A 12314-nucleotide genomic window follows, 5' to 3' on the forward strand; every position below is an offset into this window, starting at 1 on the left:
AACCGGCCGACCGGGACCCGCCCGGCCGGTTCCGGTGCGCGGGTCCTACCCGGCGGGCGCCGAGGGCGGAAGGGTGCGCTGCATCAGGACCGTGTCGAGCCACTTCCCGTGCTTGAACCCCACCTCCGACAGCCGGCCCACCTCCTTGAACCCGTACCGCCTGTGCAGCCCCGGCGAGGTGTCGTCGCCGGTGTCGGCGATCACCGCCATGATCTGCCGCACGTCCGTCCGCGCGCACCGGTCGACCAACGCCGCCAGCAGCGCGCCGCCGATGCCCTGCCCGGTCCGGCCGGGCGCGAGGTAGATGGAGTTCTCGACGGTGTGCCGGTAGGCCGGCTTGGGCCGCCAGGGCGCGGCGTAGGCGTAGCCGGCGACGCTCCCGGCCGCGTCGGCGACGAGGAACGGCAGGCCGCGGTCGGCCAGGTCCCGCAGCCGCTGCTGCCAGAACGCGGGCGGCGGCGGGGTCTCCTCGAAGGTGATCACGGTGTCGGTGACGTAGTAGGCGTATATCTCGGCGATGGCCGCCATGTCCTGGGGTGCGGCGGGGCGGATGACGGCCGCCGGCTGGGAGATTGACACGGAACCATTGTGCGCCGGTCGCGGCACGCGGGTCGGCGGTGGGCCCCGGGCGCGGGCGGCGCGGGTGGCGAGGCGGGTGTCCTACGGGCCGGGGCGCGGGCGCCGCGAGGCGGATACGGACGTCCTACGGGCCGGGGGTGGCGGCGATGCGGGCGGCGATCCGGTCGACGTCGGCCCGCTCCGCGGGCGGCAGCGGGCGGATCCGGGCCGCCTCCGCGAGCAGCCGGGCCGCCTCGCCGGCGTCGCCCGCCAGCGACGCCGCGCCGGCCAGCCCCTCGGTCGCCAGCGCTACGGCCCGCGGGTCCGACGCGGCGCGGGCCAGCTCCAGGCTCTCGCCGTGGCGGGCGCGGGCCCGGGTTTCGTCGCCGCGCTGCTCGGCGACGAAGCCGAGTTCGGCCAGGACGTAGGCGAGGCCGGAGCGGTAGCCGTCGGCGCGGTGGGCCTGCTCGGCGGCGCGCAGATGCTCCTCGGCGGCGTCGAGCCGGCCCTGCCGGCGCGCGGACGCCCCGAGGCCGACGCGGGCGTGGACGACGCCGTGGTGGAAGCCGCGCTCGCGGGCGACGTGCAGGGCGCGCTCGTAGTGGGCGTCGGCGCGGGCGTAAGCCCCGGCGAGCGCGGCGAGCCGGCCGAGCTGGGAGAACTCCTCCACCACGACGGGCCACAGCTCCAGCGCCTCGGCGGCGGCCAGCCCCTCCCGGTGGAGCCGGTCGGCCCGGTCGTAGTCGCCGCCGACCTCCGCGAGCACGCCGAGCAGCCGCAGCGCGTGCGCCTGCCCCCAGCGGTCGCCGGCCTCCCGGAAGAGCGTCAGCGCTTCCTCGCCCTCGCGGCGGGCGCGGCCGGGGTCGCCGAGCCGCAGCGACTCCCAGCCGAGCACCCCGAGCGCGGCGGCGGTCCCCCAACGGTCCCCGAGCCGCCGGAAGTCGGCGAGTGCCCCATCCACGACGCGCACGGCGGCGGGCAGATCCCCGCCGTCGGCCCGGGCGAACCCGAGCAGCCACCGCTGCCGGGGGGTACTCCCCGGGGGCGGCGCACCGAGGTGCCCGCCGCCGGCCATGCGCTCCCACGCTTCGAGCGCGGCCCTCCACACGAGGGCCCCGACCCGGTCGGAGCCCGAGGGCTGAGGGCCGGGGGAGTCGGAGGAGCCGCCGACGCGGCCCGCACCCGCGCGGTCGCCCGACGCGGGACGACCCCCGCCCACGGCCGCGGCGTCCGACTCCGCCGAGTGGGGACGGTCCCCCAGACCGGGGCCGGCCGGGTGCTCCGAGAAGCCGAGGGCCCCCGCCCCGGCCGGCCCTGCCGGCGCGTCGTCGCCGCCCGGTCGGGGACGGTGGGCGCGCCGGGTGTCCGGACCCGCGGCGCCACCCGGACCCGCGGCGCCACCCGGACCCGCGGCGCCACCCGGACCCGCCGGAGCGCCCGGGCCCGCCGGAGCGCCCGGGCCCGCCGTGGCACCTCGGGCTGCCTGGTCACCTGGATCACCCGGGCCCGCCGCACTCAGCGCGGTGTCGAACGCGCGGTGGGCCTCCCGGTAGCGGCCTCGCAGGAACCAGTACCAGCCCAGCGCCCCGCACAGGCGCAGCGCCGCCTCGCCGTCGCCCCGTTCCACGCAACCCGCCAGCGCCGCCCGCAGGTTCGCCGTCTCCGTGTCCAGGCGGCGTAGCCACTCCTGTTGCTCCGGGCCGCGGAGCCGGTCGTCCGCCTGCTCCGCGAGGTGCGTGAAGTGCCGGGCGTGGCGGGCCGCGTACGTCGCCGACTCGTCGGCCTCCGCCAGCCGCTCGCGCGCGTACGCCGCCACGCTCTCCAGCAGCCCGAACCGGCCCGTCGCGGCGTCCACCGTGATCAGCGAACGGTCCGCCAGCGCCGCCACCGTCCCCGCCACGTCCCCGCGCGCGACCGGCCGCGCGACCTCCGGCCGCGCGACCTTTGGCCCGGCGGTCACCGGCCCCGCGACCACCGCCTCCGCCGCCGAGAGGTCGAACCCGCCCGCGCACACCGACAGTCGCCGCAGCACCGCCCGTTCGTCGTCGGCCAGCAGCTCCCAGCTCCAGTCGAACGCCGCGCGCAGCGTCCGCGCGCCCGCGCCCAGGAGGCGGAAGCGGTCGTCGAGCCGGGCGGCGACCTCGCGCAGACCCAGCGTGCGCACCCGCGCCGCCGCCAGCTCGATCGCCAGCGGCAGCCCGTCGAGGCGCTCGCAGACGGCCGCGATCTCCGCGTCGTCGCCCACGAACCCGGGCACCGCGTCCGCGACCCGCTCGCGGAAGAGCCGTACCGCCGCCTCCGCCGGCAGCGGCGCGACGGGCCACTGCCGCTCGCCGGGTACGGCCAGCGGCTCGCGGCCGGTGGCCAGGACCCGTAGCCCGGGGGCCGCGCCCAGCAGCGCCACGACCAGCCGGGCCGCCGGCACGGCCAGGTGCTCGACGGTGTCGAGGACGAGCAGCAGGCGCCGGGTGCCGAGCGCCCGGCCGAGGTCGCCCCGTACGCCGAGGGCCGCCGCGATCCGCTCCGCCAGCAGCGCGGGGTCCCGCCGGGCCCCGGCGGCGTCGACACCCGCCAGCTCCACCACCCGCGCGCCGCCCTCCGCGGCTGCCGCCACCTCCAGCGCCAGCCGCGTCTTGCCGACCCCGGCGGGGCCGGTCAGCGTGACGAGCCGGTGGGAGCGGAGCAGCGTGCGGACCTCCGCGACTGCGTCGTCCCGCCCGACGAGGGCGGTCAGTCCGGCGTACGGGACAGGGTCGCCGTAGGGCACGGGGCCGGCAGGCGCGGCGAGCCCGGCGGACTCCTTCCGCCCTCCGGCGGACCCCTCCCCGCCGTCCCCCTCCAGCGCCGGGTCCTGCCGCAGCACCGCCTCGTGCACCGCGGCCAGCTCCCGCCCCGGGTCCACCCCCAGCTCCGCCGCCAGCCGGTCCCTGATCTCCCGGTACGCCGCCAACGCCTCCGCCTGCCGGCCGTCGAGGTACAGCCCCCGGATCCGTACCGCGTGCAGCCGCTCGCGCAGCGGGTGCGCCGCCAGCATCGCCGACAGCTCGTCCGCCAGCGCCGCGTGCTCCCCGCGCCCGACGCGCTCCTCCGCCAGCCCCTCGAACGCCGTGACCCGCCGCTCCTCCAGCCCTTCCGCCGCCGCCCGCGCGAACGGCGCCTCCGCGAACCCCGCAAATGCCGGCCCCCGCCACAGCGCCAGCGCCTCCCCGTGCCGCCCCGCCGCCGCCAGCTCCGCGAACCGCGCCGCGTCCACGTCCGCCGGCTCCGCCCGCAGGCGGTAGCCGTGCGGCGCCCGCTCCACCAGGGCCCGGCCGCCCGGCTCGGCCTGTTCCAGCGCCCGGCGCAACTGGGCGACCTTCGACTGGAGCGCCCCCGTGGCCCCCGCGGGCGGGGCGCCCTCCCACAGGTCCTCGATGAGCGTCCGCGCGGACACCGCCCGCCCGTGGTGCACCAGCAGGTCCGCCAGCAGCGTGCGCACCTTGGCGCCCGGCACGGCGACGTCCTGCCCCGTGTCGGTCCAGACGGCGAGTGGTCCCAGCACACCGAAGCGCATCCGGCGATCGTAAGCGGACGGTCAGTGGACCGTCAGCGCGGCTCCGTAGCGTCGTCGTCGTACCGGAAACGGGGGCGCGGACCGCGCCCCGCCCGCAGACACCAAGGAGCGACACCATGTCCGAGTCGGTCGTGATCTTCCCCCAGCCGGACGCCGACCCCCAGGGGACCCGGACCGTCTTCGAGTCCGGCGGGCGGCGCGTGACGCTGGTCGCCGTGCCGGACGAGCACGAGGCGGCGCCCGTCGTCGCGAACCTGGTGGCGGAGGGGGCCGGTCTGGTCGAGCTGTGCGGCGGGTTCGGCCCGCTGGGGGCGGCGAAGGTGATCGCCGAGGTCGGGGACCGGGCGCCGGTCGGGGCGATCGGCTACGGCAGCGAGTCGCTGGCCGCCATCTCCCGCTTCCACCTGACGTTCCTCGCGGGCCAGGACCAGTCGGAGCTGTTCCTGATGCTGCTGCCGGGTGCGGACCCGCGGCGGGACCGGCTGGTGATCCGGCGGCCCGGCGGTTTCAGCTTCCGCGGGGTGGCCGTGCCGGACCTGGCGGCGGCGGAGCGGGTGGTGCAGGAGGAGAAGGTGGGACTCATCGAGCTGTTCGGCGGCTTCGGCGCCGATGCGGCGGCCCGTATCCACGAGGTCGCCGGCGGCACACCGGTCGGGACGGTCACGTACGGCATCGAGTCGATGGACGCCGCCGCGGCCTTCCGCGCAGCTTGACCCCTGCCGCCGGACCTCCCGGCCCCCGGCCCCGGTGCATCGGCCCCGGGCTCCCCGCCCCGGGTCCAGCCCCGGGCCTCCCGGGCCCCGGCCCCGCCCCCACCGCTACGGGCCCGCCGTCTCCGTGCCGGGCAGGCCCAGCAGGTCTTCTGTGCTCCCGGCCTCCGCCGGGAGCGCGTTGAGGGCCGCGACGATCGTCCGCTCCTCGAAGCCGAAGTGCGACTCCACGATCGCGCTCAGCCCCTCCAACTCGCCCCGTACGCGCGCCGCGTCCCGCTCGTCCGGGTCGGCGGGCACGCCGTCGAGGACCCCCTCCAGGCTCTGGAGGAGTCCGCTCACCAGGGCGTGGTCCTCCTCCATCTTCGCGATCAGCGGCCGCAGGTCGGGGTAGCGCGCGGCGAGCGCGGGGAAGGCGCCGCGGTCCTCGCCGGTGTGGTGCCGGGTCAGCGCGGCGCAGAAGGCGAGGCAGTGGGCCTTGAGCGCGCGGGGCCGGGCGCCGCCGGCCAGGTAGTCGTCGGTTTCCGCGCGCAGCCGGGCCAGTTCGGCGCGGAGCCCGCGGTGGATGGCGACCAGCTCGTCGCCGAAGGCGGCGAGCCGGGCGCGGGATTCGGGGGGCATGGCGCCATCCGATCACGGCGCCGCGGGGCCGCCGCCACCGGGCCCGCCGCGGGGAGCGTCACCGCGACCACAGCCGGGGGCGGCGGGCGTAGGGCCAAGCGACCGTCAAGCGTCGGCCAAATCTGTGGCACGATCCTCCTCGGGCGGCTCACCAGCGCCTACGCTCCGCACACGGTCCTGTCCCTGTCACGGGCGGCGCGGCAGGGACAGGAGCGGAGCCGGTGGCGGGGCGCCCGGTTCAGGGCGTGCGGCCGATGAACGCCAGCAGTTGGGTCTGCACGTCGGCGCTCTCCGAGACCTCCACGCGCGGCCCGTAGTGGCCGCTGCCGCGCAGCACCTCGTCCATCGGCAGCATCCCCGCCAGCAGGGCGGAGCACTTGGCCGGATCCAGATGCTCGTCCTGGCCGGTGGCCCGGGCCAGGTCCCACGTGTGCATGAAGACGTCGCCGGTGTAGAAGCGGTCGACGGCCAGGGCCAGCGGCAGGTCGCCGATCTGCGGGTGCGACAGCGTCTTCCCCGCCGTGGCCGGGTCGTCCAGCATGGACTGCACGGCGTCGTTGTGGACCTGCCAGGCGGCCACCGGGTCGTCGTCGGCCGACGGGCCCTTCGGCAGCTCGATGCCGGTGCCCGCCTTCAGGAACTCCGGGAACCACTCGACGAGGTGCCGTACGACGTCGCGCGCGACCCACCCCTCGCACGGCGCCGGGTTGTCCCACGCGCCGGCGGGGACGCCGCGTACCCGCTCGGTGAAGTCGGCGGCGATCCGGCGGTGTTCGGCCGCCGCCTGCGTGCCGTCGAGCAGGTCGTCGAGCCGCTCGTAGCCCTCGCGGATGCCGGTCTCCGCGCCGCTGGCGATCATCCCGTCGCGGGATTCGAGGGAGTCCAGCAGCGACGTGCTCGTCAGCCGGGTGCGCCCGCCGAGGTCCTCGAAGACGGCGGTCTCCAGGCTCACGCTGTCGGGCATGCCCTCGTAGGTGAAGGTCTGGACGATGCGCTCGGTGGGACGCACCTCGTGGAACACGCCGTGGAAGCCGTACTCGTTGCCCGCGTCGTCGCTGTGGACGTAGCGGTACGAGCCGTCGGTGCGGGCGTCGTACCGCTCGATCTTCATGGTCAGCCCGCGCGGGCCGAGCCACTGGGAGACCAGGTCGGGGTCGGTGTGCGCGCGGAACACGCGCTCGGGCGGGGCCTCGAACTCCCGGGTGATCACGATGGTGGGGAGCGCCGGGTCGACGGTGATCCCGGTCTCGTTGCGGTGGCCGGTGTGCGTGGTGCTCATGATGCTTCCTCTGTTCTGGTGTTCGTCACCGGCGGGCCGTCCTGGGCGTCCATCCGCTCCAGGACGGCGTCCAGGCGGCGGTAGCGGTCCTCCGCCGCGCGCCGGTAGCGCTCGATCCACTTGGTCATGAGGTCGAAGACCTCCGCTTCCAGATGGCAGGGCCGCCGCTGGGCGTCCCGGCTGCGGCTGACCAGCCCCGCGTCCTCAAGGACGCGGATGTGCTTGGAGACGGCCTGCACGCTGACGTCGTACGGCTCGGCCAGCTCGTTGACGGTGGCGTCGCCGGCGGTGAGACGGGCCACGATGTCGCGCCGGGTCGGGTCCGCCAGCGCGGAGAACACCAGCGACAGCCGCTCGTCGGGCTCGGGCACCGTTGGTCACCTCGCGTTCTCAACTGTTTGGTTGAATAAACGCTAGCGTGGGTTCCGGCTCTCGTCAACCGTTCGGTTGAATAGCCTGGGTGCGGCCCTGGGGTAGGCCCTCGGTTACGGCGGCGTGGTGCCGCAGCTCGCGCCGGAGCGGGCGGGCAGGAGCGGGAAGCGCAGGCGGTAGCGGTTGCGGGAGACGAGGCGGTAGACGGCGGCCGCGGGGCCGCGTACGGGCCCGGCGGCGAGGGCGCGGCCGACGAGCCGGCCGGCGCGGTTGCCGGTGCGGAGGGCGCCGGCGATGGCCATGGGCCCGCCGGGGGGCGGGCTGCCGGGGGGCGGAGGGCCGGCGGGCGGGGCCTGGCCACCGGCCCCGGGCCCCGCCCCCGTCCCCGTGTCCGCCTCCCCGACCAGCACCACCTCGCGCAGCAGCCGCTCCTCCGGCACCCCGTACGCCGCGACGTCCACCGACTGCCACGGCACGAATCGCACCTCCGGCGCGAAGCGCCGCCGCCCGAAGTCGGCCCACCCGGAGCAGAAGCCGCAGTCACCGTCGTACAGCAGCAGCATCCCGCGCCTCCTCCGTGTCGTCCGCGTACACGCTCGTCCCCTCCAGCATGTGGTGATGGGGCAGCCCGGGCAAAACCGGGGGCAGCTCCGGCGGCAGCGCCAGCCCCGCGTGGGCGAAGAGCGCGCGGTACTCGGCGAGGGTGCGCTCCCGCCCGGCCGTCAGCACCATCATCTCCACGTCGCTGAGCGCCATCGCCACCTCCGCGTCCGCCCGGGTACCGGCCCCGCCCCCCGCCTCCGGCAGGACCAGCGCGGGCACCAGCACCCGACCGCCGGGGCGCAGCGCCGCACGGCAGGCGCGGAGCACGCGCACGCAGTCGTCGTCGCCGAAGTTGTGCAGGATGTTCTTCAGCAGACAGACGTCGGCAGGGCCGCCGGCGCCCGCCGGGACCGCGGTGAAGAAGTCGCCCTCCACCAGCGCGCACCGCTGCGCCACCCCCGCCGCCCGCAGCACGCGGGGCGCGGCGGCCAGGGCCGCGGGACGCTCCAGCAGGGTGCCGCGCATCCGCGGGTACGCGCGCAGCAGCGCGGCCAGCAGCGTGCCGTCGCCGCCGCCGACGTCCACGAGGTGGCCGACACCGCCGAAGTCGAAGCCCGACACCACCGGCTCGGTCTGCGCCGCCGTCACCGAGCCCATCGCCTCGTTGAACCGCCCCGCCAGCGGCGGGTCCGTCTCCAGCGCCGCGAAGAGCCCGACGCCGTGCGCGTGCTCGAACGCCGAGCCGCCGTCGCGTACCGCGTCCTCCAGCGCACCGTACGCCCGCCACACGGCCGGGTCGCCGTACAGCTCCGCCAGCCGGCGCAGCCGGGGGTCGTCGCGGAACAGCTCGCCGAGCAGCGTCAGTTCGTAGCGTCCGCCGGGCCGTACGGTCAGCAGGCCCAGTGCCGCCGCGGCGCGCAGCAGGCGACGCAGGGACGGCTCGTGGGCGCCGGTGGCGTGTGCCAGGCGGTCGGCCGGCAGCGCGGTGCCGGCGAGCGCGTCGGGGATGCCGAGGCGGACGAAGGCGCCGGTGATCCGGGAGAGCGCGAAGCCGTAGACGAGGGTGCCGGTCGCGGCCCGCACGGCGGCAGCCTCCTCGGCCTCCTGCCCAGCCCCCTGTCCGGCTCCCTGCCCAGCCCCCTGTCCGCCGCTCTCCCCGGCCTCCGGTCCCGCGTCGCCGCGGTCGGCCCCGGCCGGCCGCTGCCCCTCCTGCTCGCGCGTACGCTCCCCGCCCCCGTCGTGCGTCGCCTCGCTCATGTTCCGGCCCTTCCGCTCGGCGTCCTCGTGTCCCGGAACGTAGAACCGCCCGCCGCGTCCGCACATCCGCAGTTCGCCGGAGGGACCCCCGCACACAAGCGGGCTACGGGGGATTGACAAACGCCGCCCGGCGCGCGAAACCCCCGCCCGTAACCGAAGACGCGCGCGGCGTCAATCCTCAGAACTCCTCCGTACCCGCCGCCAAGACGGTGCATTGGCCGGATGCCGCGCCCCGCCGGCGGACCTAGCTTCGGAACCTCCCGACGAAAGGATGAGGTCATGACCATGGCCCTTCAGCCCCCCACGACGGAGGACTCGCGCATCGCCGTGTGGGCACAGAAGAACGCGGCGGCCCACGACGAGCACTTCGTCGCCCCGACCGACCGCGTCGTCCCGGTGCTCTTCACCCCGCTGATCGCGCTGACGGTCGCCGGGGCGGTCGGCTGCGCGCTCGGCCCGGCCACGGCCTTCGCCACGGCGTTCGGCTTCCACGACGGCACCTCGCCCGACGCCCCCGACGGCGCCGCGCTGCGGGGCCGTTCGGTCGACCAGCTCACCGGCGGCCACCCGGGCATGGTCTGACGGCCGGCCCGCACCTCCGCCGCCGCACGGCCTGACGTCCGGCACCGCCCGCACCTCGGTACCACCCGGCGTCCGGCCGGCCACGGCGCTCCCGGGCGGACGGCACCTCGCCGCCGCCCGGGAGCGCACTGCCGCCCCGTCCGAAGGGAGACCCCGCCCCATGACACCCGCCGGCCCCCCACCCCCCGCGCCGTTCCCGGTCCCGTCCTCCGCCGCGTCCGCCCGCCTCCCGGCGGGCCGGTTCGCCGACCGGTTCTACGGCGGCCGGGACGACATCGACACCGTGTTCCGCAAGCTGGAGCTGCTGACCTCGGTCGGCGCCACCATCGGCGCCGTCGAGCAGCTCGCCACCGCCGACACCCTCGCCGACGACGGGCTGTTCGCCTGGCCCGTGATGCGGCTGCGCGCCCCGATGTGGTGGCGCCGCGTCGGCGAGGAGCGGCTGGAGAAGGTCTTCGGCTACCCCGGCATCGTCGGCCTGGTGCAGACCCGCGCCCTGACCGGCCTCGGCCTGGTGCTGCCCGGCGCCACCCGCGCACAGCGCGGGGTGCTGGCCGCGACCATGTGCGGCACCGCGCACGGCCTGCACACCCGGATGGGCGGCTTCGGCCTCGACGGCTCGGACCACCTGACGTTCCTCAACTACGCGGTCTCCGCCGCCGAGAAGGCGTTCGGCCACGACCCGCGGGCCCGCGAGATGCTGGTGCGCTTCCTCGCCGCGCAGGTCTGCATGGCGTACTTCACCTCGGGCGCGGCCAAGCTGATCTCCCCGGTGTGGCGCGACGGCACGGCGATCCCGGAGATCTTCCGTACGAGCACCTTCGGCGACCCGCTGTTCTTCCGGGCCGTACGCGACCGGCCGTGGCTGGCGAAGTCGGTGGCGTGGGCGACGATCCTCGGCGAGATGGCGTTCCCGCTGGTGCTGGTGGCGCCGCGGCCGGTGGCGCGCGGGATCCTGGCCGCGGGCACGGCGTTCCACCTCGGCAACGCGCGCTTCATGGGGCTCAACCGCTTCGTGTGGTCCTACTGCTCCACCTACCCGGCACTCGCCCACGTCTCCCGCTCCCTCGGCCCGCGCGCCCGCACCGCCGCCAACGTCCCCGCCGCCAACGCCGCCTCCCCGACGTCGTACGCGGCCACCGCCGCCACCGCCCGCCGGCTGCTCCGCGCCGCCGCCACCCCCCGCGGCGCCGCCGTCGCCGCCGCGGGCACCGGGGCGGCGCTGCTGGCCGGCGCCGCCGTACGGCAGGCGAACCGGGTCCGCGACGCCCGGCTGCGCCGCGACGCACCCGGCGAACTCCTCACCGTCGCCGGCCGGACCGTCCACGTGATGCCCCGCAACTCCGCCGCCGACGGCCCCTCCGTCGTCTTCGAGAACGGCCTCGCCGCCCCCGCCACCCAGTGGGGCTGGGTGCAGCGCGGCCTGGACCCGCGGACGCCCAGCGCCGCGTACGACCGGCCCGGCATCGGCTGGAGCGACGCCGCCGACCGCCCGCAGCGCCCCGACGAGGCCGCCGACGTCCTCGCGGAGACCCTGCGCACGCTCGGGCTGGGGCCCCCGTACGTCCTCGTCGGCCACTCCATCGGCGGCCTGCTGATCCGCACCTTCGCCCGCCGCCACCCCGAACTCGTCGGCGGCCTGGTGTTCGTCGACGCCACCCACCCCGAGCAGTTCGTCCGCTCCCCGCGGCAGCGCGAGGCACTGCCCTGGATCCGGCAGCGCATGACGACGACCGGGCTCCAGGCGGCGTTCGGCCTGCTGCGCTACTCCTCCCGCCCGCAGCAGATGAGCGGGCTCCCGGCGCCGCTGGGGGAGGCCACGGCGCGGATCGTGCGCCGGCCGCGGCTGTGGCGTACGGCGCGCGAGGAACTCGCCGAGTCGCAGCGCACCTGGTGCCCGGACGCGCGGCAGCCGCTGCCCGCGACGGACACGCCGGTCGCGGTCGTGACCGCGGGCGAGACGGTGCGCAGCGACCCGCTGCACGCCGAGTTCCAGCGGGAGTTGGCGCTGCTGTCGACGGTGTCGCGGCACGACGTCGTCGAGGAGGCCGGGCACGAATCGCTGGTGCTGGACGAGGCGCACGCGGCGCACGTCGTACGGGCCGTGGAGTGGGCGCGTACCCGCGCGGCGCAGGGCGCCGCCCGCGACGTACCCCCGAAGCCCGCGACGAAGGCCGGGACGGCGCAGACCGAAACGAAGAAGCCGGCCGCCGACAGCGCCCGAGGAGACCGCACATGACCGCCTCCACCGCCCTCCCGCACACCGCCGCCCGCTACGGGCTCTACGGGGTCCTCGCCTCCTGGCTGGGGCTCACCGCGGCCAAGCAGTTCCGCAAGACCCCGAAGTTCCTCACCCGCATCGACCCCATCAACACGGCGATCCCCGTCACCACGTTCTTCGCGCCCAACCCCGGCCGCTCCGACATCCACGTCCTCAAGCGCGAGCGGCTGGCGGACGGCGGCACCACGGAGTGGTCCGAGTACCCGATGCTGGAGCGGCGCACGCTCCGGCACATGCTCTGGCACCCCGGGCGGCGGGTGGAGAAGCTGCTGCCCGACACCGTCTCGGAGCTGACGCAGCTCGCGCTGGACGAGAAGCGCATCGAAGTACTCCAGCTGACCATCCCCTACCTGGCGCTGCTCACCTTCGTCACGCACCACTGCCCGCACCCGCCGGGCTCCCGGCAGGTGCAGTTCCTCGTGGTGTCCTCCGGCGGCTTCGACGAGGAGGAGGAGCCGCGCACGCTCTTCGCCTCCGACTTCCACGCCCTGCCACCGGAGCGCCGCACGTGACGGCCGCGGGCGGTCGTACGTGACCGGCGGTACCTGACGGCCGTAC

Annotated in this window: 11 protein-coding genes; 4 read left to right on the forward strand and 7 right to left on the reverse strand. The window is 76.7% G+C overall.

What is annotated here, in order from left to right; all coding sequences use genetic code 11:
* Window positions 1-45: 45 nt before the first annotated feature.
* The gene (locus QBL21_RS07230; RefSeq protein WP_407566333.1) at window positions 46-528 is read right to left on the reverse strand and encodes a GNAT family N-acetyltransferase; all 483 of its coding nucleotides are present in this window, start codon (window positions 526-528) and stop codon (window positions 46-48) included.
* A 175-nt stretch (window positions 529-703) separates the two neighbouring features.
* Window positions 704-4111 (reverse strand): AfsR/SARP family transcriptional regulator, encoded by a 3408-nt coding sequence (locus QBL21_RS07235; protein WP_407561163.1) that lies wholly within the window; start codon window positions 4109-4111, stop codon window positions 704-706.
* Window positions 4112-4227: 116 nt separating this feature from the next.
* Here QBL21_RS07235 and QBL21_RS07240 point away from each other — a divergent pair, with 116 nt between their 5' ends.
* Window positions 4228-4824 (forward strand): DUF6506 family protein, encoded by a 597-nt coding sequence (locus QBL21_RS07240; RefSeq protein WP_407561164.1) that lies wholly within the window; start codon window positions 4228-4230, stop codon window positions 4822-4824.
* Between the two features lie 105 nt (window positions 4825-4929).
* On the opposite strand, the gene QBL21_RS07245 is transcribed toward QBL21_RS07240, so the two are convergent.
* The 5 genes from QBL21_RS07245 to QBL21_RS07265 form a co-directional block, all read right to left on the reverse strand.
* Window positions 4930-5442 carry a hemerythrin domain-containing protein gene (locus QBL21_RS07245; protein ID WP_407561165.1) on the reverse strand — a complete coding sequence of 171 codons (513 nt, stop codon included), beginning with the start codon at window positions 5440-5442 and terminating at the stop codon, window positions 4930-4932.
* A gap of 238 nt (window positions 5443-5680) precedes the next feature.
* Entirely contained in the window at window positions 5681-6721 is a 1041-nt protein-coding gene (locus QBL21_RS07250; RefSeq protein WP_407561166.1) for a TIGR03086 family metal-binding protein, read from the reverse strand.
* Window positions 6718-7092, reverse strand: a complete 375-nt coding sequence (locus tag QBL21_RS07255) for an ArsR/SmtB family transcription factor (RefSeq protein ID WP_407561167.1) — start codon at window positions 7090-7092, stop codon at window positions 6718-6720. The genes QBL21_RS07250 and QBL21_RS07255 overlap by 4 nt, the downstream gene beginning before the upstream one ends.
* A 114-nt stretch (window positions 7093-7206) precedes the next feature.
* The gene (locus tag QBL21_RS07260; RefSeq protein WP_407561168.1) at window positions 7207-7656 is read right to left on the reverse strand and encodes a thiol-disulfide oxidoreductase DCC family protein; all 450 of its coding nucleotides are present in this window, start codon (window positions 7654-7656) and stop codon (window positions 7207-7209) included.
* Window positions 7634-8893 carry a methyltransferase gene (locus tag QBL21_RS07265; RefSeq protein WP_407561169.1) on the reverse strand — a complete coding sequence of 420 codons (1260 nt, stop codon included), beginning with the start codon at window positions 8891-8893 and terminating at the stop codon, window positions 7634-7636. Before QBL21_RS07265 ends, QBL21_RS07260 begins: the two co-directional genes overlap by 23 nt.
* Before the next feature lie 279 nt (window positions 8894-9172).
* Here QBL21_RS07265 and QBL21_RS07270 point away from each other — a divergent pair, with 279 nt between their 5' ends.
* From QBL21_RS07270 to QBL21_RS07280, 3 genes are all read left to right on the forward strand, one after another.
* On the forward strand, window positions 9173-9475 hold the full coding sequence (locus QBL21_RS07270) for a hypothetical protein (protein ID WP_407561170.1): 303 nt from the start codon (window positions 9173-9175) through the stop codon (window positions 9473-9475).
* 160 nt (window positions 9476-9635) lie between these two features.
* Window positions 9636-11714 (forward strand): alpha/beta fold hydrolase, encoded by a 2079-nt coding sequence (locus tag QBL21_RS07275; protein WP_407561171.1) that lies wholly within the window; start codon window positions 9636-9638, stop codon window positions 11712-11714.
* Window positions 11711-12268: a hypothetical protein gene (locus QBL21_RS07280; RefSeq protein WP_407561172.1), complete on the forward strand. Its 558-nt coding sequence runs from the start codon at window positions 11711-11713 to the stop codon at window positions 12266-12268. Before QBL21_RS07275 ends, QBL21_RS07280 begins: the two co-directional genes overlap by 4 nt.
* The last annotated feature ends 46 nt before the right edge of the window (window positions 12269-12314 follow it).

This window comes from Streptomyces sp. 184 (assembly GCF_045781775.1).
In the GTDB taxonomy this organism is placed as follows: Bacteria; Actinomycetota; Actinomycetes; order Streptomycetales; family Streptomycetaceae; genus Streptomyces.